This window comes from Methylobacterium frigidaeris, from assembly GCF_022179185.1.
GTDB classification, from domain to species: Bacteria; Pseudomonadota; Alphaproteobacteria; order Rhizobiales; family Beijerinckiaceae; genus Methylobacterium; species Methylobacterium frigidaeris.
On sequence record NZ_BPQJ01000066.1, the window covers coordinates 1 to 21,965 of the forward strand.

Here is a 21,965-nt window from a genome sequence, read left to right on the forward strand (position 1 = left end):
CTGTCACAGCCCGAGAACTTGCATAGGCCGTGGACCACAAACCGGGGCAGGACCAACAGCCCGAGAACTTGCATAGGCCGTGGACCACAAACCGGGGCAGGACCACGTCGGCTCAAAGCCATACTTCAGGGCGGACCACTCCGATGGGGGCTGACCAGCATCGCGGCTTGACACATAGTAGGGTTTCAGGGGGCCTGTCTGATGCGTCGCTCAGTTCCGTGATCGCACCGGCCGTCGCCGGCGAATTGGTCACGCCGAAATCACAACCATTTGAACTGCTTCAGTCCGGAACGTCAGTTGAAATCAAGCGTTTTTGATGGATGGATGGTGTCAGCTTTACTTTCATTAGATCTTTATGAAGTTCATTGAGATAATGGACGAATGCAATACGTTCATCGAATTTGAAATGAGCAGCAGCCTGATCATAGAATTCGTATATCCTCTCTGACAAATCCTGCCAGAATTCACGCCCTTGAGATGTGAGTCGGACGATGCGAGATCTGCGATCGTCGAGGTCGGCAAAACGTTCGATGAGGCCATCACGCTGAAGCCGCTTCAGCACACCGTCGAGGTTTTGTCTGCTGACGACGAGGTATTCGGCCAGATCGCGGAACCGCATCCCATCAACGTACCGATCTTGCGACAGAGCGCCCAGGACCGCCCACTGCACAGTGGTTACTCCGAGCTCGCTCGATGCTTGGCGCTGCAGGACGTTACCGAGCTGGAAGAGCCGGAAAAAAATCCGGTTGTTGAGCTGATCGTGAGTACCGTTTCGGATTGAGGAACGCTTCTGCGCCGGCTGGCTCATTCGTGACCATTCGTGATGAAGCGGGCCTGCTTCCGTCTGCGAGGCGGCATCGTAGCGCTCTGGAGCGGCTTTGGAAGCATTAATAACGGCGATTGTCCGCTGTCCTGGGAAAGGCGCCCGACACACCGACGTGAGACGCTCCGTGACGCCGCGCTTGCGGGCTGTCATGTGGATCGACAGCGAAGTGGCACCCCGAACCGGATCAAGGCGAAGCCTTTAGAGCGATGTGAGAAATTGCCGTTGATGCAGGGTCCCGATCGGCGCCGATCGGGACCCTGCCCAGAAATTTTCTTCCAAATTTCGAATCAATGATTTGAACCGATCTTCCAACGGGGAGCCACTTCGGTGCTGATACACACCTTGAGATGTCCTTCACCATGAAACATGGATCGACGGCGAAGTGGGGCCCCGGGCCGGATCAGGACGAAGCCTTCGAAGCGATGTTAGAAATTGCCAATGACGCAGGGCCTTGATCGGCGCCGATCCGGGCCCTATTCAGAAATCGTCTTCTAATTCCAAATTAATGTTTTGGCGGACTTTCGAACGGAATGCCACTTCGATGTTAATGCACAGCCAGGGAATATCAAAACAAAGTCTCCTGAACGTATAGAGGCTTGCTAGATTTCTTTGTGATTTTGGGCTTACCAGGCACATTTGGCTTGCCGGCACTAAAGGCAATGTCGCGAAGGACCTTCTGCCGGTTGTCGTCGAGTGCACGGAAGCCAGAGAACATTCCGTTCTTCAAGGCGATCTCGCTCCACTCGCCGCCATCGCAATGATAGATAATAGGCCTCTTGAAGAGATTATGCCCGGCCTCACCGAGATCATGTATGATGTTTTCCACGTCATCGACGACAGAACGGGCACCCGTGGTGAGATCAGTGATGCAGATAACCTCGCCAGCGAGCCGGATGACATAATCGCTGCGGGGTTCGAAGAAGTGAAGCTGGCCGGCCTCGGCGCGGGGCCCTCCGTCTGCCTGAAGCTTGGCAGCCGCATCATCGAGCCGTTGCAGGGCGCTACGGAGAACGATGCCATGCGCGCGCATGCTGTCGAGGCAAGTCGACCGATACTCATGGAGCACAGCGACATCGATCCCTGCATGCTCTCGATCAGAGGTCGACTGGATCACCGCCTGGACTCTGATCATCGCCGCATCGTGTCGCGAGATCCCAGAGACGAGGGCCTGTCGAGGCGTGAGAGCCGGTCCGTCCAAGGCGGCCTTGGCCTCGCACCAGGCGGCGCGCAGGGCGGGGCCGAAATGAACGCGGATCTTGTCCCCGGCGACGGCGGCAGCAGCGCGCGCCCGGATCCAGGCGTAGCGGAGGATGGAGGCCAAGTTGAACCTAGAAACCTTCACGGTCATGAGGCACTCCTTTCGTGGGTTGCCGGGGCCAGGGTGATGCGCGGTCTCAATGAGCTCGGGGACGAATGGGCGATGATCTGCACCGCCCATAACCTCCCGAAGCTGCCACAGGTCGGCCGCTGAGACCGCGGAGCCGCTGCGTCAGCTTCGGGTCACGCCCCTCCACCCGGGCGTCAAACCCCGCTACTCGCACGGGCCCCTATTTGAGCGCCTTGAACAGGCGGTCGACCGAGCGGAGGAACTTCTCCTGATCACGCATCCTAAAGCTCGGCAGCCGACGCCATGCCTTCGTCCGAGCGTGCCAGTGGAAGGGCATATCCCCGGTCGGGAAACCGAAGCGCAGGTGCTCCTCGCCGTCCGGCCCAGACAACTTAAGAAACATCTTGCCCCCGTCGAAAATCTCGACCGTCGCCTCGATCCCATCCGGATCATCGGAGTGCGGCTCGACGGACAGCACGCGGCGCAGATACGTCGGGACGCCCTGCGGCAGGATGTGGACGAGGAAACCGCGGACGTACGCTTCATCTTCGGGCGAGACGCCGGGCAGGCGCGCGTCAAGTTCGGCGAACGTCGACGACTGTGCGGAATCGATCATCTGCATCTCCTTCACCGTGACATGCCGAGCATGTCGCCCAAGCGCTCCCAGTGCCGCTGGGTGATCTTCCGGGCCATCGCGAACTCGTGGTTCTGAAAGGCGCTGACGCTGAAGGCCGCAGCGAGATCGTATCGGTAGCGCGGGTCGTACATCAGCCTCGCTAAGCCCACCGCCTCTTGGGCGCTGCTGCCGAGCCTCTGGTCGCAGTTTTCCGCCAGCGTTAGCTGCGCCCTGGGCTTGTCCGCGTGTCGGAACGTTCGCAGCAGGTCCTTCAGCATCTCGGGAGCCAAGGCTTTCACCTCGGCGGAGCGCTGAGCGATCTCAGCGAGGGGCTCCGCCTCCATCATGCGCGTAGCCATCACAGCCCCCTTCAAGCGCGGAGCAGGGCGGCGACCCGCTGCCCCCGCGTCGGTCGGGACTACGTCCACGTCGGACAGGTCATAGGCGGGGCGGACGATGACGAGCCCGCGTCCGGCAAAGCCGAGCTGGGCGGCCATGACGCGGGACTTGGTCAGATCAGTCTGTCGCGCCAGGACCCACATCGGGAGGCCGTCCGGGCCGCGGCATTCGACCGCGAGGAGCATGAGCCGGCGCAGGTCCGGCGTGACGGCGTCGAACTTGACGACGCGGGTCAGCGCCCGGGTGGCGGCCCCGTGCCCCGCGAGCACGGCGTGCCAGCTAGCGAGGAACGCGACGACGGCGTTGTAGTCAGTGTGGGAACTGTCAGCTGTCTCCAAGATGACGGTCCTAATTGGTTTCGGGGTGTGGCCGTGTCCGGCCCCCGGCAAGTCCCGTCTCGAGGGACTGGCGAGAGGCCGAGGCGGGAGCCTCGGCAGGTAATCAGAAAGGCGCGCCGGCGGCGCTGGCGACGGCGAGGTCCCGCGCGAACCGGCGCGCGGGGTCGATGCGATCAGCGAGCAGGTCCTCAACGAGGAGCCGGACCAAGCCGTGAGCCGTATCGAGCATATTGTGGACCTTGCGGCAGCCGTGTTCGGCGTTCCACTTCAGCCCGGTCGCCACCCACTCCTGCTCGATCCTGCCGAGCAGGCGCGTGAGGCGGAGCAGCATCTCGACGTTGATGTCCTCGCGTGCGCCCGGCGCTATCCTCAGTTGATAGTACCCCAGGTTGGCCCGAGCGGTCGCGTGCCCAAGCGAGCGCTCGATCTCCACGACGTTGTTGAGGACGCGGATGAGGGCTTCGCAGAGCTCGCCACGGGCGCGCAGGTCGATGGGGTTCCAGTTGGGGCAGAGCGACTTGGGCATTCGAGCGGTCCTAGTTCTCCAGGCGGGGTTCGGCCGGCTTTTTCCCGCGAGGTTCGCGGACCAGGGGCTTCGGCATATCTTTGACGCGCCGGCGAAGGGCACGAACCTCCTTGAGCCGGCGGGCGAGATCGGCTTCGCCGTCCTCAAGGACACGGGCGAGCATCGGAGCGACGTATCCTGGAATGGGGCGGCCCCCGGCGGCCCAGCCGTAAACGGCGGTAGGGGCGATGGGACCACTCCCCTCTCGGAGCTCGGCGATCCGGTCCGTCAGTTGCCGCTGCCAGAGATGGCCATAGACAGCCTCGCCAACGGCGCGGAGATCATCAGGGATGATATCCGCGAGCGTCGGCACGGTCTGCCTGTCATCGAAGAAGAAGAACATTGGGATGGCTCACGATGGCTATGATCGTGATACTACCACTACCTTATGTCGGCATCAAGATAATATCTCTATCATAAACGCTTCCTACCTAGGGTTGTCCCTGACCTCCGAGCATGGCGGGGAGTTCGCCGTCCTCGGAGACGAGTTAGGCTCCTGTCCAGGTTGCGTTTCGGGAGAGGTTGCTGCTCATCGCCGGCCAAACGCCTGTACTGAACGGCGAGCCGCAGTTTCTCGGCGTCGTGGGAGTGAACGTCACGGTAGAGGAGGCATTGGCCGCGGCCCGCCTGTGCGCGCTCAACATCCTGGCGCAGGTCCATGCCGCCCTCTACGGCGACCTCAATCGGGCGCGCTGCCTCCGCATCTGCGAGTTCGTCCGCTACTGGGACGACTTTACGTAGCAAGCGCGCGCGCGGGACGGGGCCTCCGACCTTCTCGTCCTCGCATTGGGTGTACGGATCGTGTCCCAGGGCGTGGTGTAGCTGGGTGTAGTCCACCACGATGACCGGCAGGACCGGACTTGTCAGACTGCGAGGTTTGGCAGGCTGACGAGGGGATCATCGCCGATCGGGGCGATGCTTTCCAGGGTCATGTAGCGGCACCGTTGCACGGCCCACTCGTCGTTCTGCTCCAGCAGGATCGCCCCAACGAGCCTGCGGATCGACGGTTCGTCGGGGAAGATGCCGACGACCTCGGTGCGCCGCTTGATCTCGCCGTTGAGACGCTCCAACGGGTTGGTCGAGTGCAGCTTGGCGCGGTGAGCCGCCGGGAAGCCCATGTAGGCCAGCACGTCGGTCTCCGCCGCGTCCATGAGGGCAGCCAGCTTCGGCACCTTGGGCCGGAGCTGATCGGCCACGCGCCGCCACTGCTGCCGGGCCGCTTCGGCGTCCTCCTGGGCGAAGGCGGTGGCGATGAAGGCCGAGACCACGCGTCGGCCCGAGCGACCCGCATGGGCCAGGACGTTGCGCATGAAGTGCACCCGGCATCGCTGCCAGGAGGCGGTCATCACCTTGGCGACGGACGCCTTGATGCCCTCGTGCGCGTCCGAGATCACCAGCTTGACCCCGCGCAGACCGCGCCGGGCCAGCTCGCGCAGGAACTCGGTCCAGAAGGTCTCGGCCTCGGACGGGTCGATGTCGTGGCCCAGCACGGGTTCCCATCGTGGCAGGCCACGATGGGTGCCCCCTCGCACCGGCCATCCGCGTTGACGCCGACCGCTACGATCACCGCCACCGAGACGATGCGGTGGTCCTGGCGCACGTTCACGTAGGTGGCGTCGATCCAGAGATAGGGCCACTCGCCCTCGATCGGCCGCTCCAGAAAGGCGTTCACCCGCTCGTCGATCTCCTGGCACAGGCGGCTGACCTGGCTCTTGGAGATCCCCGTTCCGCCCATCGCCTGAATCAGGTTGTCGACCGCGCGGGTGGAGATGCCCTGGATATATGCCTCCTGGATCACCGCCGTGAGCGCCTTCTCGGTCATGCGGCGCGGCTCCGGGAAGCTCGGGAAGTAGCTGCCCGTCCGCAGCTTCGGGATGCGCAGCTCGACCGTGCCGGCCCGCGTCTGCCAGTCCCGGTCACGGTAGCCATTGCGCTGGGCCAGACGCTCCGGGGTCTTCTCGCCGTGGGCGGCACCGGTCAGGCCGGCCACCTCCAGTTCCATCAGGCGCTGCGCGGCAAAGTCGATCATCTCGCGCAGCACGTCCGCGTCAGCGCTCTTCTCAGCCAGCGTCCGCAGGCTCATCATGGCGTCGGTCATCGGGGGTCTGCCGGGTTCGGGGTTGGTGCTCGCAACCCGATCCTAACCCATCACCGCCGATGGCCACCCCCGCGAGAGATCCCGCCTGCTACAGCGCTATGGAGGGCGCGCAGGCGGGATCTCCCGCTGCCGTTCAGCTACACCACTCCAAGGGACACAACCCGCCTACGAGGACCGCCAGACGCTGCTGGTGCGCGAACTGCACCACCGGGTGAAGAACACGCTGGCGACCGTCCAGGCCGTGTTGAACGCTACCGTGCGCTCCTCGCTGACCATCCCGGAGTTCACCCGGGCCCTGTCCGGCCGGATCGCGTCGCTGGCGCGCACCCACGCCCTGATCACCGAGGACGTCGCCCAGGCGGCCTCGTTCGGGGGTTGCTGCGGGCGGAGCTCGATCCGTACGACGAACGCGGGCGCCTGTCGCTGGACGGCCCAGCGGTCCTGTTGCCGTCTGAACTCGCCGTGCCGGTTGGCATGGCGCTGCACGAGTTGACCACCAACGCCTTGCGGCATGGATCCCTTGCCGACCCGAACGGCCGGCTTCAGGTGACCTGGTGGGTCGAGGACGACCATGGCGGCCGTGCCCTGCGCTGGGACTGGGCCGAGCACGACGGGCCGCCCGCGGCGCACCCGACCCGAGAGGGCTTCGGCTCGCGGCTTCTCAACAAGATCCTCGCCACCCAGACGGGCGCCGAGGTGGACGTCGCCTTCGCCCCGGACGGGCTGCGCGTCTCCGTCCGCATGCCGCTGCCGGGAACCATTGCCCGACCGACGAGGATGGGTACGGAAGGTATCAACGCGCAAGGCGCCGGGCGTTAAGGACGCGGCGACGCGCGCCCTTGGATCCCGGCGCGGTCCAGGTTTAATCGGTCCATGCCCCAGCAACCCGCCGTCGACCTGAGCTCCTGTCAACGCCGATTGAAGTCTGGCTCTCCCGCGTTTGTGGTGCAGGCGTAACGGTCACGCCGCCAGCACCCGAGCGCGCAGCAGGTCGAGCTTGGCACGGCCATACATCGTCCGCTTCAGCGTCTTCACGCGGTTGATCTGTCCCTCGACGGGGCTCGTGCTCCACGACAGCGCGAGCGCAGCTTCGACGGCGGCCCGATCCCGCCTCAATCCCTCCGCCAGGCCGCTCAGCAGGCCATCGCGACAGCGATCCAGCCACGCACCGAACCCGGCCTGATCCTGCTCCCGCACGATCACCGTGAAGGCTTTCACCTCGGTAATCGCACGCTCGATCTCGGGGACGGCGGCCACCAGGGCATCGAGGAAGCGCCCATCCATGTCACCACGCTCGCCGTCGGTCAGGAGAAGCCGCGCCGTCCGCCGCGGCGACGGGCGCCGCCAGACTGGACCAGGGGCAGGTCGCATCCGCGGCGGGCCGCCCCTGAGAGCAGCAACGCAGAGCCGGACGCTCATCACGCCACCACGGAAGCCCGAGGTCTGCAGCTCGCGCCACAGCCGCGTTGCGTTGCGCTCGCCTTCGTCGAGCCGCCGCACGAGGTAGGGCACGACGGAATCGGTGATCCGCGCCCGTTCGCCCTTGCACCACGTCGGCGCCGTGCCGGCCCGCAGCCAGTGCCGCACCGTGTTCCGCGACAGACCGGTCTCGCGCACGATGGCGCGGATGCCCTGGCCGTCCTGGGCCAAGGCTGCAACGTGCTGGAAGCGGGCCTCCCGGTCCGCCTGACCCTGCTGTTGTCGCCGCTGCGCCTTTGTGGGCGGACCGGGTTCGACCGGCGGCGCTTCCGCTGCGGCTTGGCTCACGATGGTCCGCGCGACACGGGAGAACTCGCCGCGGTGCCGATCGAGCACCTGCACCAGCGCTTGCGAGCCGTTGCAGAGCAGATGCCAGCGATCCGCGACCTGGACCGCCCCGGGGGCGCCGCGACGCACGCCATCGGCGTAGGCACCGGCGCGGTCACGAGCCACGACCTCGACGCCGGGATGCCGCTGCAGCCAGTCGGCCACGGTGGCGGCCTCGCGATCGGGCAGCAGGTCGATGACTTGGCCTCGTTCCAGATCGCACAGGATCGTGCCGTAGCGCTGACCACGCCGCCAGGCCCAATCATCGATGCCGAGCACCCGTGGTGCGCGCTCTGCCTGCGCGGGAGCGCGGTCTCGCACGAGGCGCAGCAGCGTGTCGGAGCTGACAGGCAGGCCGAGGCGCCCCGCCAGGCGTGCGCCGGCTTCACCGCCGAGCGCGAGACCGAGGTGGTGCTGGAGGCCGCCGAGGCGGTGAGTGCGGCGTGCGCCGGCTTCAGCGACGCCGGCGAGGCGCTCGGCGAAGACACCGCGAGGGCAATGTGGCTGCGGGCAACGCCATCGCCGCGTCTGGACCGCAATGACGACGCGCCGACCCTGCCACGGGAGATCGGCCAGGGTGCGGGTGTAGCGCGAGTGGGGACGAACCGAGATCTCTCCACATCCCGGGCAGCCGGCAGCCGTCGCGCGGGGATGGGTACGGATGATGATCTGGTTAGGCTCGAGGTCGACCTGATCGACGACGAGACCGGCAGGGATGAGGGGCAGCAGGCGTTTGGACACCGGCTCAGATGTGCAGGCCGGTCCTGATGTTCACGATCCGTGCGGCTCCGTGACTCGCCGCCCGGCTGCACCACAAACGCGGGAGAGCCCAAAGGTGGGTCAGACTTCAATCGGCGTTGACACCTCTACCTGCCGCGCCACCATGGCGAGGCCGACGAAGACGACGTCGCCCGGAAACTCGCTGAGGTCGAGTGCGCCGGGCAGGGCGAGACAGTGCTCATCGTCGACGACGAGCCATCGGTGCGTATGCTGGTCACCGAGGTGCTGGAGAATCTCGGCTACACAGCAATCGAGGCAGCCGACAGCGTCGCCGGTCTGAAGGTGCTGCAGTCGGACGTGCGCATCGACCTCCTAGTGACCGACGTGGGGCTGCCGGGCGGCATGAACGGCCGCCAGATGGCTGATGCGGGTCGAGAGCGCCGGCCTGACCGAGGCTGTGTGAAAACGCCCTGATCTGCTAAGCTTGTCACCGATCTGAGGAGGTCGGGATGTCCCGCTTCATCGCCGGTGATGATCGTCGTCAGAGCACGCTCCTGCCTAATTGCCTCGATGATTACGTGACAGCGGATAACCCGGTCCGCCTCGTCGAGGTCTTTGTCGACGCATTCGATCTCGCCACCCTCGGTTTTGCCAGAGCCGTGCCCGAGGCGACCGGCCGTCCAGCCTACGACCCGGCGACACTTCTCAAGATCTACCTCTACGGGTACCTCAACCGCGTCCCGTCGAGCCGCCGTCTCGAACGCGAGACCCAGCGCAACATCGAGTTGATGTGGCTGACCGGTCGGCTGATGCCCGACTTCAAGACCCTGGCCGACTTCCGCAAGAACAATGGACCTGCGATCCAAGCCACCTGCGCACAGTTCGTCGTCCTCTGTCGTCGCCTGAACCTGTTCAGCAAGGCGGTGGTCGCGATCGACGGCAGCAAGTTCAAAGCGGTCAACACTCGCGACAAGAACTTCACCGTCGCCAAGGTCGAGGCGCGTCTGGCTCAGGTCGAGGCGAGCGTCGCCCGCTACCTCGCAGCCCTGGACCGGGCCGATCGCCAGCCGAGTGACGTCGCCGAGGCACGAACGGCACGGCTCACCGAGAAGATCGCAGCTCTGCGCGAGCAGATGAAAGACCTACAAGCGATGCGTCAGCAGGTCGAGGAAGCACCCGACCAGCAGATCTCGTTGACCGACCCCGATGCTCGCGCGATGGCGACCCGCGGCAAGGGAACCGGGATCGTCGGCTACAACGTTCAGGCGGCGGTCGATGCCGAGCATCATCTGATCGTCGCCCACGCCGTGACTAACATCGGCAGCGACCGCGCCCAGCTCGTTCCGATGGGGCTCCTGGCCAAAGAGGCGACGGGATGCGCCACGCTCACGGTGCTGGCTGACCGGGGCTACCTCAACGGCGATCAAGTTCTGGCGTGTGAAGGCACGGGCCTCCTGCCGTGCGTGCCCAAGACCCTCACATCAAACCACGCCAAGCGAGGTCTCTTCACCGGACAAGACTTCATCTACGACGATGAGAAAGATCACTACACCTGCCCCGCCGGCCAGCATCTGACCAAGGGGGCCGCTCGATCCGATCGCCAGTCCGGAGATGACGCGATGGATCCCTACAGTAATCCCAAGGCTTGCTCGAGTTGTGAGCTCAAACCCCGCTGCACGCCGACGAAGGCGCGTCGGATCAAGCGCTGGGTGCATGAGGGCGTGCTCGATGCGATGCAGGAGCGGCTCGACCGGATGCCGGACGCGATGCTGATCCGTCGCCAGACCGTGGAGCATCCGTTCGGCACGATGAAGGCCTGGATGGGGGCGACGCACTTCCTGACGCGGACACTCGCGAAGGTCAGAACCGAGATGAGCCTGCAGGTTCTGGCCTACAACATGAAGCGAATGATCCAGATCGTCGGGGTTGGAGCGCTGATCACGGCGATACGGGCGTAGCCTACCCCTGCGCGCGAGTTCGCTGCAAGGGCTCACCCAGCTACCCAGCCACCAAAACCGAGTTCTCACACAGCCTAGACCTGAAGGTGCTGTTCATCACGGGCTACGCCGAGCACGCCGCCATCGGCAATGGACACCGCAGCCCCGGCATGCAGGTTCTGACGAAGCCGTTCGCGATGGACGCGCTCGGCTCGCGCATCAAGGGATTCCTCCGCGAGGCATGAGCCTCAGGGGCTTGTCCCAGTGTCGCTCTGCGTCGCGGGACGCGCCCGGCTGACGGCTAGGTCAGGCTCGAACGAGGCGCAGGGACGCCGGCCTTTCGCTGCCCGGCCCGGAGCTATGCGGGAGAATGGGTGACGCGGTTTGGGTGAAGGCGGCGTATCGAGGCGGGTGTCGAGCCTGCCAGGACCTCTCATTGAGAGCGATACGCCATGGACAGCCCTACCAACATCGTGCGGCTTCGTCAGCCGGATGAGGTCGACGATCCCCTGACCGAGGTGCTGCGGGCCGGGGCCCGCCGCTTGCTCGCCCAGGCGGTCGAACTCGAGGCCGAGGCCTTCCTGAGCGCCATGCAGGATCTGCGGCTGCCGGATGGGCGCGCCCGTCTGGTGCGTCATGGGCACGGCCCCGAGCGCGCGATCCAGACCGGCATCGGCCCGGTGCCGGTGGCACGGGTGCGCATCCGTGATCGCGGCGCGACCAACCCCGAGGAGCGGATCCGGTTCTCCTCGGCCCTGCTGCCGCGCTGGGCGCGGCGCAGCCGCAGCCTGGATGCGTTGCTGCCGGTCCTGTACCTGCGCGGGATCTCGACCGGCGACTTCCAGGAGGCGCTCGCCGCCCTCCTGGGCAAGGACGCGCCGAACCTGTCGCCGGCGGTCGTGACGCGGCTGACCGCGACGTGGGCCGACGAGTACACGCGCTGGCAGGCACGCGATCTCTCGGCGCGCCGCTACGTCTACGTCTGGGCCGATGGCGTCTACCTGCAGGCTCGGATGGAGGAGCAGGCCGAGTGCATGCTGGTCCTGATCGGCGCCACGCCGGAAGGCAGGAAGGAACTGGTCGGTTTTCAGGTTGGGGTGCGCGAGAGTGCGCAGAGCTGGCGGGAACTGCTGGTCGACGTGAAGCGGCGTGGGTTGTCGGTGGCGCCGACGCTGGCTGTGGGAGACGGGGCTCTGGGCTTCTGGAAGGCGCTGGACGAGGTCTTTCCCGGCACGCGTCACCAGCGCTGCTGGCAACACAAGACGGCCAACGTCCTCAACAAGGTACCCAAGTCGCTGCAATCGGCGATGAAGGTGGATCTGCGCGAGATCTCCGGTGCGTCCACGCGAGCGGAAGCCGAGGTGGCGATGGACGTGTTCGTGGAGAAGTACGGGGTGAAGTATGCCCGTGCGAGTGAATGCCTGACGAAGGACAAGGAAGCTCTGCTGGCGTTCTACGACATGCCGGCGGAACACTGGGACCACCTGCGAACGACGAACCCGATCGAGAGCGTGTTTGCGACGGTCCGGCACCGGACGGTGCGCACGAAGGGAGCGCTCTCGCCCACGACCGCCAAGTTGATGGTGTTCAAGCTCGTGATGGCTGCGGCGAAAACCTGGCGGCGGCTGAAAGGCGAGAACCAGTTGCCGAAAGTGGTGGCTGGCGTCATCTTCCGGGACGGGACCGAGGTTACCGCGAGCCCTGATCACCGCGCCGCCTGACCGACCTCGTCACCCAAATCCCCGCATAGCTCCCCGGCCCGTACGGCGGCGCGCACCGGGTCTGGTCGCGACCGCCTTCCTTCGCTGCGTAAAGCGCGGCATCGGCCGCACGGTACAGCGCCTCCGGCTCCTCCCCGGACCTGCCAGCGCCGCTTGCAAGGCCCACGCTGACCGTGACCGAGCCCGCGCCTATGCCCGCCGACGCGACCGCGAGTGTTTCGATCACCGCGTGCACCTTGCTGGCGATGCGCGCCGCACCGTGCGCGTCGGTGTCGGGCAGCAGGACTGCGAACTCTTCGCCGCCTACGCGCGCCACGAGGTCGTCCGGCCGGTGCACGCTCGCCGACAGGCAACGCGCGAGCCCTCGCAGCACCTCGTCGCCGACGGCGTGGCCGTACCGGTCGTTGAAGCGCTTGAAGTGATCGGCGTCCACGATGAGAAGGGACAGCGGCTTGCCCGTGCGGCGCGCGCTGGCCCAGGCCGTCTCGAATACATCGTCGAAGCGGCGCCTGTTCGCCAAGCCCGTCAAGCTGTCGGTGCACGAGAGCCTGGCGAGCTCGGCCTGCATCGCGTCGCGGCGTCGGAGCTCGCGTCCAAACGAGAGCGACAGGACCGCGGTCAGCCCGCAGAGCACCAGCACCACACCGCCGATGACGGCGGCTTTGGAGCGCCAGCCCGCCTCTATGTCGGCGGTGGCGAGGGCAACGTTGAGCACAAGGGGCAGGTCGCCGACTTGGGTGAAGGCGTAGTGGCGCTCGACCCCGTCGCGCACTGAGGTACCCACGAAGCTGCCGGAGCGCTCGCCCACGAACCGCCGGAAGGTCGGGGCGCCTGCGATGTTCACGCCGATGTCGGCCTCTTCGTAGAGATGACGCATGATGCGCGTGCCGTCGCGCAGGTAGAGGTTGATCGCACCCTCGGGTCCCAGGCCGAGCTGATCGAACAGGCGCGAGAAGTAGGTCAGCTTGAGGGTGCCGAGCGCCACACCGCCGAAGGATCCGTCCGGCTTGTCGATGCGGCGGCTGAATGGGAGCATGCGCTCGCCGGTCAGTCGGGAGACGAGCGGCCGGCCCACGTAGAGGCCGAGATCGGCCCGCCGCTGGTGAACCTGAAAGTATTCCCGGTCGGCGTAGTTGCCCTTGCGAGCGGGCAGGGCCCCGGAATCGGCTGCGATCTCACCTCGCTCGTCGATGACCAGCGTGACCCCCACGTCGCGTGCGGTTCCGGCGCGATCAAACAGGACGAGCTGGCGCATCTCAGGGGTGACGGCATCGAGGCCTGGCGTGCGCAGGTTGTCGACCACGGCCTGTAGCGAGAGATCGAAGATCTCGACGTTGCGGGCGATGTCCCGCTCGATGACCTGGAGCAGGTTCTTCGAGGTCTGCTCGGCTTTGTCCCAGGCATCCCTGCGTAGGTCGAGCAACATCAGCCCGGACGTGAGGAGCATGCCGATAGGCGCCAACACTCCGAGCGCGATCCAGGTACGGGCGGAGCGGAGCCGGCGCGTGAGGCGGGACGACAGGGCCATCGTCGGCTCTCCCAAGCAAGGCACTCGTTGCCTGGTTTGTAGGGCGCGAAACCCTTCCGGGCGCTTTCGTCGGGAGGTCCGCCTGAGCCTTCACCGCATCATGCCTAACGCTGCGTTTCCTCGGCCGCGAAGATCATCCAGGGCTGCGCTTCCTGCGCGCTGTGTAGCCGTCTTGGCAACACGCGCCGAGGCGAGCATCAAGGCGCCGCGCGCGCCCATGGCCCCATGCGGGATGTCGGTCTCCCTCTGCTGTCAGGGTTGCCGAACATTCCGTGCTCCAGCCTTGCTGTCGCTCGTTTGACCAAGACTGGGCACGTTGGCCAAGCGGACCGTCTTCAGGCCAAGACGACCCGGAGCTTGTTCGCGAGTTCGTCCCGTTGGTACGGCTTGCTTAGGAGCGGTAGGTCGGCCGGCACGCCCTGCTCATCGAGAGCCGTGCCGGTGTAGCCAGAGGTTAGCAGGACCCGCAGGCCCGGTCTGAGGCGCCGCGCCTCGACAGAGAGCTGTACCCCGTTCATGCCGCCGGGCATCACCACGTCCGAGAACAGGATGTCGATGCGCTCTGGTCCGCGAAGGCGCTCCAGGGCCTGCGCCGCCTGCGTCGCGGTCAGTGTCCGGTAGCCGAGCTCGCCCAGGCTCTCGACGGCCATCTCCAGCACCGCCGGCTCGTCCTCCACCACCAGCACCACCTCGCCCGAGGCGGCGCGCCGCAGCGGCAGCGCGCCCTCGGGCCGTCTCTCCACCGCCTTCTCGACCGAGCGCGGCAGGTAGAGCTCGATGGACGTGCCGAGGCCCGCCTCGCTCTTGATCTGCGCGTGACCTCCGGCCTGCCGCACGAACCCGTAGACCTGGCTGAGGCCGAGGCCGGTGCCCTTACCGACGTCCTTGGTGGTGAAGAACGGCTCGAACGCCCGGGCGAGCGTGCCGGCATCCATGCCGTGCCCGGTGTCCGCGACCGCGACGAGTACGTAGGCCCCAGGCTGCAGGTCGGGCCGGTCCGCGATCTCGTGCGCGTCCAGGTGCGCGTTGCAGGTCTTTACGGTGAGCGTGCCGCCGCCCGGCATGGCGTCGCGCGCGTTGACCGCAAGGTTGAGCACCGCGCTCTCGAACTGTCCCAGGTCGAGCCGCACTGGGTCGAGGCTGGCGTCGAGGTCGAGCCTCACCTCAACGGTCTCGCCAACCGCGCGCCGGAGCAAGGCCTGGAAGTCCTTGAGCAGGCGGTTCGGGTTGACCGTCTCCGGCCGCAGCACCTGCCGGCGCGAGAAGGACAGCAGCTTCTCGGTGACCTCCGCCCCGCGCTTGGCCGCGGTCATCGCCGAGGTCGCAAGGCGCTCCACGCGCTGTACGTTCTCCGGCTTGCGCACGATCATGTCGAGGTTACCCACGATGATGGTGAGCAGGTTGTTGAAGTCGTGCGCGACGCCACCGGTCAACTGCCCGATGGCTTCCATCTTCTGGGCTTGGTTCAGGCGGTCCTCGGCCTCGTGCTGTCGGGTCGTGTCCATGACGATGCTGGCCATCGTTCGGATCCCGCCCGCCCCGTCGAGGTAAGCCTTGCCCCGCAGCGCGACCCAGCGCGTTGCGCCGTCGTCCGCCCGCTTGATGCGGCAGTGCAGGTCGATGCGCTCCGTGCCGTTCGCTCCTTCCAAGACGGCTCGGGCCATGGCGCGGTCCTCCGGCACGACGTGCCCGAGGAAGGTCTCGACGTCCCAGCGCGCGACCGGCTCGCGGTAGCCGAAGATCGCATCGTGCCGCGGGGTTCGGCGCGAGAAGCCGGTCTGCAGGTCGAGCTCCCAGTCGCCCATCTCTGCGGCCTCAAGCGCCAGGGCGAGGTGGTCGCGCGCCAGCTGCAGCTCCGCCCGACGGGCCTCGCGCTCCTCGGCCGCGGCCTCGGCGCGAGCGTAGAGGAAGTCGACCTCGCGCAGGTAGACACCGAGCAGGATGAAGCCGGCGACGAGCGCTTCCAAGCGGCCCGCGAACCAGCCGACCGTGCCGCGGGCGGCGCCCGGCAGGGTGACTATGTTGTCGAACACCAGAAGGAGCAGGGAGACGGCGAGCCAGAGCTGCAGGACGGTGCGCAGGCGCGTGGTCCAGCACAAGACCGCAAGTGCCAGCACCGTCAGCGCGACGACGGTTGGGCCGACGCCCGAGGTGGTCAGCAGCCAGTAGTCATCGCCCTCCACGCTCTTCGGAAGGAGGTGGACGTAGCGGGTCACCACCACGGCCGTCAGCGCGGCGGCCGCCACGGTCCCGGCGACGGCCAAGAGGCCGACCCGGTCCACGCGCGACGGCGGCACCGAGCGGTCGCGCCCGTCGCCCTCCATGATGGCGTAGGGCAGCGCAAAGAGCGGAGGGCCAAGGTGCCAGAAGGTCCAGAGCCAGGTCGTCGTGTCCGGGCCGCTGCCGAGGATGCGCCCCTGCGCGAGGACGTTCGGGAACGACAGCATCTGCAGGAGCACGGCCAGCGTCACGTAGAGGCTGCCGGTTCCGAGCACGAGCAGCGAGCCTGAGCGGATGCGGCGGTACTGTGTGAGGAACAGGTAGGTGGTCAGGCCGTAGACCACGATCAGGGCCGACTGGTAGACGGGCACGAAGCCCGGCATCGGCGACATGGGCCGGCTGGCGAACGGCAGCAGCGCAAGCGTGACCGCGCCGAAGGCGAGGCTGACGAGTCCGGCTATCAGGCGCTGGGTCCTGCCAGCCCGGGCGGTGGCGAGGGTTGCGAGCGTCGGGCCCGCGGCGTCCGTGCCCATCGTGTGCTCCGTGACGAAGCGCGATGGCTGACCGTGCCGGTAAGTCGCTCGCGAAGTGTAAGGGGTACCACGACCCCGGCCGAGACGCCATTCGGCGGCTTCCCGGGGCCTTCCTGGGTGTCTCGTTGACGTGCCCCTGCACGCCTTCCGCGGCCCGTCGCGTCCGTTCGGCCGAAGGACTTGCCATACGGCCTCGGTCTGGCGCCAGTCACTATCCATCAGCCGGGGCGGCACAGAACCTTCGGCAAGCGGGCCGTCGCCGCGCGCAGCACCTTGCCGACCTGCTCGGCCGAGTAGGGCTTGCGCACCAGCTCGAAGCCGTGGGCGTCGTCGCTCGCCAGCACGTGGCTGTAGCCGGAGGTGAGCACCACCGGCAGTTCCGGGTGCAGCTCCCGCAGCCGCTTGGCGAGCTCGATGCCGCCCATGCCCGGCATCACTACGTCGGAGAACACCGCGTCGAAGCGGAAGGGCACCGCCTCGATCTCGGCCAGCGCAGCCTCGGCGGTCTGGGCCAGGACCGTGCCGTAGCCGAGGTCGTGCAGGATTTGCGTGCAGAACCGCCCGATCTCGACGTTGTCCTCCACCACCAAAATGCACTGGTCGCCGTCCTCGATTGGGGCGCCTTCCGTCTCCGTCTCTGTGCTTGCGGCGTCGGCCTGCGCGTCGGCCTGTGGCAGGTAGAGCGTGAAGGTGGTGCCGCGCCCGACCACGCTGGAGACGTCGACGTCCCCGCCGGACTGCTTGGCGAAGCCGATGACCTGGCTCAACCCCAACCCGGTGCCCTTGCCGACCTCCTTGGTCGTGAAGAACGGCTCGAAGATCCGGCCGATCTGGTCCGGCGCGATACCGATGCCCGTGTCCGTGACGGACACCACCACGAAGTGGTCGTGCGAGGGAGCATGGCCGCGGATGGCGGGCTTGGGCCGGTTGCAGGCCAGGGCGATGGTCAACGTGCCCTCGCCGCCCATGGCATCACGCGCGTTCACGACGAGGTTCACCAGCGCCGTCTCGAACTGGCTGACGTCGGCCCGCACGAAGCATGGAATGTCAGGCATCTCTGTCACGATGCGGATGCGCGCGCCTGTGAGGGAATCGAGCATCGTCGCGACGCCGGTCAAGCGCTCGCCAGCGTCGAACTTCTCCGGCTTGAGCGCCTGACGCCGGGCGAAGGCGAGGAGCTGCGCCGTCAACTTCGCTGCCCGCTCCACGGTGTCGGAGACCGCGTCCATGTACCGGGTGCGTCGCTCCTCGGGGAGGTTGGGCCGGCGTAGGAACTCGATGGACGAGCGGATGATGGTCAGCAGGTTGTTGAAGTCGTGCGCCACGCCCCCGGTGAGTTGGCCGATGGCCTCCATCTTCTGGGCCTGCACCAAGGCATCCTGCGCCTCGGCAAGCTCGCGGGTCCGCTCCTCGACCCGCCGCTCCAGGGCTTCGTTCATGCCCTGCAAGGTCTCCCGCAGCCGCCGCTCGGCAATGGCGCGCCGGTCGATGTTGCGCGCCATCCGGATGACCAGCGCGGCCAGCCAGAGGGTGAGCACGATGACGAGGAGCGCCGTCCCGGTCTCGGCCTCGATCAGGCCGGCACGGACGGCGTGAAGCTCCAGCCATCCCAACAGCAGCGGCGCGAGCACGACGGCCGGAAGGAGGTGGCGCGTCAGGGTACCCGCCTCGCCTGCACCCAGGACCGTGACCACCCAAGGCCGGCTCGGCCGGCTGAAGAGGACGCCCATGGCAAGGATGCTCAACGTCGTGGCGGTCACGAGCGCCATGCGCGAGAACATCCCCTCCTCGTGGAAGGCATCTAGGCCGTAGGCGTAGCCAAGGCCGCCGACCGCGGCGATGACGAGGCTGCCCAGTGTGACGAGGATGCCGAGGCCGCGCAGCCACCGTTTGCCCGCACCCTGCAGGAGGAGGCCCACCGCGGTGGCTAGGACGCTCGCGGCCGTCGCCAAGGCCATGCCGGTATCCGGCTTGAGCGGTCCGAAGACCAGGCGCTGCACCCAGTCGTCGAGCTGGAACTGTCCCGGGGGGATGTACCTCAGGAGCCCTCCGAGGCCGACGGCCGCCGCCGCCGCCGCGAGCCACCGGCTAGCATGACGGATGGGTCTGGACGTGCCGGGACGGGTGGCAAGCAGCGCGCAACCGAGCAGCAGGGTGCCGACGGCGGTCAGGACGACCATCGGCGGCTGACCGGGGATGATGCGCCGGAGGATGGGTATGTCGAACCACCACCCGGCCAGGACCGTCAGGGCAGTGGCGACACCGAAGCCGCCGCTCGACCAGGCGATCCACCGTGTTCGAGGAACGACATGCATCGGGCTCGGGCGTGACGGCAGCCCCGGACGAGGCATCTCGCTCTCAGACATTCCACACCGACCGGTCACTTACTCGTTGTGTCACCCGCATGCGCCACTCGTGTCGTGCTCGCTCGTGCGTCGCCATCAGCGTGTCATATCGAGGCCAGGGGTGGCACTTGGCACCGTGTTCCACGGTTAAGTTTGCCGACTGGGACGAAGCTTCTTCCCTCGCTACCAGTCCTCGCGCGCAACACAATCACGCGGTAATCCGCCCCGCATGCCTGCAACGCAAAGCTCTGATCTAGAAACGCTGACTCGCGAGGATCTCGAAGCCGAGGTCCGCCGCCTGCGCGCGCACTCGGCCTCGCTCGCGCAGATGTTCGAGCAGGCCCCGAGCTTCATCGCTTTGCTGAGCGGGCCGGAGCACCGCTTCACGCTGACGAACGCCGCCTACCAGCGTACCATCGACGACCGGGATGTCGTCGGCCGCACCGTGGCCGAGGCCCTGCCGGACGCCGCCGCCCAGGGCTATGTCGACCTGCTCAACGAGGTCTTCCGCTCCGGCCGGACCTACCGGGCGACGGGCGCCAGATTCGACGTCCAAGCCATCCCCGGCGGCCCCGTCAACGAGCGCTACCTCGACTTCGTCTACCAGCCCATCACGGACGCGGGCGGGCAGGTCAGCGGCATCTTCGTCGAGGGCCATGACGTCACCGAGCGCACCCGGGCCGAGATCGCGCTTCGGGAAAGCGAGGCGCGCTACCGGACCCTGTTCGAGAGCATCGAGGTCGGCTTCTGCATCGTCGAGATGAAGTTCGAGGACACCCGCGCGGTCGACTACCGCATCGTCGAGGCCAACCCGGCCTTCGTGCGGCAGACGGGGGCCGACGTCGCCGGCAAGTGGGTGAGCGAGTTCGCGCCCAACCTGGAGCGGCACTGGTTCGACACCTACGGTCAGGTGGCCCTGACAGGCGAGCCGGCACATTTCGAGCACTACGCCGACGTGTTCGGGCGCTGGTTCGACGTGCGGGCCCTGCGCACCGGCGACCCTGCCGCGCACCGGGTCGCCATCTTCTTCTCCGACATCACCGAGCGGCGCCGCGTCGAGCAGCGCGCGGAGGCCGGCGAGCGCGAGCTTCGACTCATCGCCGATGCCTTACAGGTCCTCATCGCCTTCATCGGCGCCGACCTCGTCTACCGCTTCGCCAACAAGGCCTACGAGGACTGGTTCTTCCTGCCGCCCGAACCGGTCGTCGGCCGGGACGTCCGGGACCTGCTCACTCCGGAAGCTTACGCCGCGTGCGAGCCCTTCCTGGAACGGGTGCTGGCGGGTGAGGCCGTCACGTTCGAGCTGGACTGGCCGCATCGCGACGGTCGTCACCGGATCGCCGAGATCCGCTACCTGCCGCGTCGGGACGCGGACGGCCGGGTCGACGGCTACCACGTGTTCGTGCAGGACGTGACCGCCCGCAAGCAGACCGAGGCCGAGCTCGCGCGCCAGGTCGCCGCCCGCACGGCCGAGCGCGACCAGGTCTGGCAGGCTTCCTCCGACCTGCTCTGCGTGGCTAACTTCGCCGGCTACTTCATCAGCCTCAACCCGGCCTGGGCCGAGGCGCTCGGCTGGTCCGAGGCCGAGATGAAGGCGCGGCCCTTCCTCGACTTCGTCCATCCCGACGATGTCGGGCCGACCATGAAGGCCGCGGCGGGGCTGGCGCGCGGCGAGGCCCAGCTCACGTTCGAGAATCGCTACCGCCACCGGGACGGCTCCTACGTCTGGCTGTCCTGGAACGCGGTGCCGCGCGATGGCCTGATCTACGCCTCCGTGCGCGACGTGACGGAGATCAAGCGCCAGGCCGAAGCCCTGGCCAAGACCGAGGAGGCGTTGCGGCAGTCGCAGAAGATGGAGGCGGTCGGCCAGCTCACCGGCGGGCTCGCGCACGACTTCAACAACCTGCTGGCGGGCATCTCGGGCTCGCTGGAACTGATGCAGACCCGGATGACCCAAGGGCGGATGGGCGACCTCGACCGATACATGTCGGTCGCACAGGGTGCGGCCAAGCGCGCCGCCGCCCTGACCCACCGTCTACTCGCCTTCTCCCGGCGCCAGACCCTCGACCCCAAGCCCACGAACGTGAACCGTCTCGTGCAAGACATGGAGGAGTTGATCCGGCGGACAGTCGGCCCGGCGATCCAGCTGGAAGTCGTCGGCCTCGCAGGTCTGTGGCCGGCCCTGATCGACGCGGGCCAATTGGAGAACGGGCTGCTCAACCTGTGCATCAACGCGCGCGATGCCATGCCGGACGGCGGCCGCATCACCATCGAGACCGCCAACAAGTGGATCGACGACGCCGGTTCCCGCCGGCACGACCTGCCTCCGGGCCAGTATCTCAGCGTCTGCGTGACCGACACCGGCACCGGCATGGCGCCCGACATCGTCGGCAAGGTGTTCGAGCCGTTCTTCACCACCAAGCCGACGGGCGAGGGAACCGGGCTCGGCCTCTCGATGGTCTACGGCTTCGCCCGCCAGTCCGGCGGCCAGGTCAGGATCTACACCGAGGTGGGCGAGGGCACCACGGTCTGCCTCTACCTGCCGCGCCACTACGGAGAAGCCGACGAGGACGACGTCTCACGCAGGCTCGCCGAGGTCGAGCGCGCGGGTCAGGGCGAGACCGTCCTGATTGTGGACGACGAGCCCTCGGTGCGCATGCTGGTGACCGAGGTGCTGGAGGATCTCGGCTACACAGCGATCGAGGCAGCCGACAGCGTCGCCGGTCTGAAGGTGCTGCAGTCGGACGTGCGCATCGACCTGCTGGTCACTGATGTCGGCCTTCCCGGGGGCATGAACGGGCGCCAGATGGCGGATGCCGGCCGCGAGCGCCGGCCCGACCTGAAGGTGCTGTTCATCACTGGGTACGCGGAGAACGCGGTGCTGGGGAACGGCTATCTGCGACCCGGCATGCAGGTCCTGACCAAGCCCTTCGTGTTGGAGACGCTCGCCACGCGCATCAAGGATCTGATCGTCGAGGGGTAGCTC

At 67.0% G+C, this 21,965-nt stretch carries 17 protein-coding genes and 3 pseudogenes; 8 read left to right on the forward strand and 12 right to left on the reverse strand.

The window, feature by feature from the left end:
* Positions 1-280: 280 nt before the first annotated feature.
* The 6 genes from MFF64_RS33505 to MFF64_RS33530 all read right to left on the reverse strand — a co-directional run bounded on the left by MFF64_RS33505 (position 281) and on the right by MFF64_RS33530 (position 4,414).
* Entirely contained in the window at positions 281-976 is a 696-nt protein-coding gene (locus tag MFF64_RS33505; RefSeq protein ID WP_238193497.1) for a MarR family winged helix-turn-helix transcriptional regulator, read from the reverse strand.
* Positions 977-1,391: 415 nt separating this feature from the next.
* The gene (locus MFF64_RS33510) at positions 1,392-2,174 is read right to left on the reverse strand and encodes a hypothetical protein (RefSeq protein ID WP_238193498.1); all 783 of its coding nucleotides are present in this window, start codon (positions 2,172-2,174) and stop codon (positions 1,392-1,394) included.
* A 199-nt stretch (positions 2,175-2,373) separates the two neighbouring features.
* Positions 2,374-2,769, reverse strand: a complete 396-nt coding sequence (locus tag MFF64_RS33515; protein WP_238193499.1) for a hypothetical protein — start codon at positions 2,767-2,769, stop codon at positions 2,374-2,376.
* A gap of 11 nt (positions 2,770-2,780) precedes the next feature.
* Positions 2,781-3,506 carry a hypothetical protein gene (locus tag MFF64_RS33520; protein WP_238193500.1) on the reverse strand — a complete coding sequence of 242 codons (726 nt, stop codon included), beginning with the start codon at positions 3,504-3,506 and terminating at the stop codon, positions 2,781-2,783.
* A gap of 103 nt (positions 3,507-3,609) precedes the next feature.
* Positions 3,610-4,032: a hypothetical protein gene (locus tag MFF64_RS33525; protein ID WP_238193501.1), complete on the reverse strand. Its 423-nt coding sequence runs from the start codon at positions 4,030-4,032 to the stop codon at positions 3,610-3,612.
* Positions 4,033-4,042: 10 nt separating this feature from the next.
* On the reverse strand, positions 4,043-4,414 hold the full coding sequence (locus tag MFF64_RS33530; RefSeq protein ID WP_238193502.1) for a hypothetical protein: 372 nt from the start codon (positions 4,412-4,414) through the stop codon (positions 4,043-4,045).
* Positions 4,415-4,593: 179 nt separating this feature from the next.
* Between MFF64_RS33530 and MFF64_RS33535 the strand changes: the two genes are divergently transcribed.
* On the forward strand, positions 4,594-4,812 hold the full coding sequence (locus MFF64_RS33535; RefSeq protein ID WP_238193503.1) for a RidA family protein: 219 nt from the start codon (positions 4,594-4,596) through the stop codon (positions 4,810-4,812).
* 122 nt (positions 4,813-4,934) lie between these two features.
* On the opposite strand, the pseudogene MFF64_RS33540 reads toward MFF64_RS33535, so the two are convergent.
* Together MFF64_RS33540 and MFF64_RS33545 are read right to left on the reverse strand one after the other, a co-directional pair.
* A pseudogene (locus MFF64_RS33540) lies at positions 4,935-6,169 on the reverse strand (IS256 family transposase).
* Between the two features lie 165 nt (positions 6,170-6,334).
* Entirely contained in the window at positions 6,335-6,511 is a 177-nt protein-coding gene (locus MFF64_RS33545) for a hypothetical protein (RefSeq protein WP_238193520.1), read from the reverse strand.
* Here MFF64_RS33545 and MFF64_RS33550 point away from each other — a divergent pair.
* Together MFF64_RS33550 and MFF64_RS33555 are read left to right on the forward strand one after the other, a co-directional pair.
* Positions 6,426-6,662, forward strand: a complete 237-nt coding sequence (locus tag MFF64_RS33550) for a hypothetical protein (protein ID WP_238193519.1) — start codon at positions 6,426-6,428, stop codon at positions 6,660-6,662. The genes MFF64_RS33545 and MFF64_RS33550 overlap by 86 nt on opposite strands.
* Positions 6,545-6,988 carry a sensor histidine kinase gene (locus tag MFF64_RS33555; protein ID WP_238193521.1) on the forward strand — a complete coding sequence of 148 codons (444 nt, stop codon included), beginning with the start codon at positions 6,545-6,547 and terminating at the stop codon, positions 6,986-6,988. Before MFF64_RS33550 ends, MFF64_RS33555 begins: the two co-directional genes overlap by 118 nt.
* Positions 6,989-7,129: 141 nt before the next feature.
* Here the strand turns inward: MFF64_RS33555 and MFF64_RS33560 are convergent, their stop codons facing one another.
* Positions 7,130-8,716 carry an ISL3 family transposase gene (locus tag MFF64_RS33560; protein ID WP_238193504.1) on the reverse strand — a complete coding sequence of 529 codons (1,587 nt, stop codon included), beginning with the start codon at positions 8,714-8,716 and terminating at the stop codon, positions 7,130-7,132.
* 123 nt (positions 8,717-8,839) lie between these two features.
* Here MFF64_RS33560 and MFF64_RS33565 point away from each other — a divergent pair.
* The 4 genes and pseudogenes from MFF64_RS33565 to MFF64_RS33580 form a co-directional block, all read left to right on the forward strand.
* Positions 8,840-9,145: pseudogene (locus tag MFF64_RS33565) on the forward strand (response regulator); the annotation flags it as partial.
* Positions 9,146-9,204: 59 nt separating this feature from the next.
* Positions 9,205-10,653: an IS1182 family transposase gene (locus MFF64_RS33570; protein WP_099903692.1), complete on the forward strand. Its 1,449-nt coding sequence runs from the start codon at positions 9,205-9,207 to the stop codon at positions 10,651-10,653.
* Positions 10,654-10,730: 77 nt separating this feature from the next.
* Positions 10,731-10,877, forward strand: a pseudogene (locus MFF64_RS33575) (histidine kinase); the annotation flags it as partial.
* A 207-nt stretch (positions 10,878-11,084) separates the two neighbouring features.
* Entirely contained in the window at positions 11,085-12,353 is a 1,269-nt protein-coding gene (locus MFF64_RS33580) for an IS256 family transposase (protein WP_238193506.1), read from the forward strand.
* Here MFF64_RS33580 and MFF64_RS33585 read toward each other — a convergent pair.
* The 3 genes from MFF64_RS33585 to MFF64_RS33595 all read right to left on the reverse strand — a co-directional run bounded on the left by MFF64_RS33585 (position 12,322) and on the right by MFF64_RS33595 (position 18,949).
* Positions 12,322-13,881: a sensor domain-containing diguanylate cyclase gene (locus MFF64_RS33585; protein ID WP_238193507.1), complete on the reverse strand. Its 1,560-nt coding sequence runs from the start codon at positions 13,879-13,881 to the stop codon at positions 12,322-12,324. The two genes, MFF64_RS33580 and MFF64_RS33585, sit on opposite strands and share 32 nt — an antisense overlap.
* A 335-nt stretch (positions 13,882-14,216) precedes the next feature.
* Complete coding sequence (locus tag MFF64_RS33590; protein WP_238193508.1) at positions 14,217-16,634, reverse strand: MASE4 domain-containing protein; 2,418 nt, start codon at positions 16,632-16,634, stop codon at positions 14,217-14,219.
* A 218-nt stretch (positions 16,635-16,852) separates the two neighbouring features.
* Positions 16,853-18,949 carry an ATP-binding protein gene (locus tag MFF64_RS33595; protein WP_238193509.1) on the reverse strand — a complete coding sequence of 699 codons (2,097 nt, stop codon included), beginning with the start codon at positions 18,947-18,949 and terminating at the stop codon, positions 16,853-16,855.
* Positions 18,950-19,208: 259 nt separating this feature from the next.
* Between MFF64_RS33595 and MFF64_RS33600 the strand changes: the two genes are divergently transcribed.
* Entirely contained in the window at positions 19,209-21,962 is a 2,754-nt protein-coding gene (locus tag MFF64_RS33600) for a hybrid sensor histidine kinase/response regulator (RefSeq protein WP_099903565.1), read from the forward strand.
* The last annotated feature ends 3 nt before the right edge of the window (positions 21,963-21,965 follow it).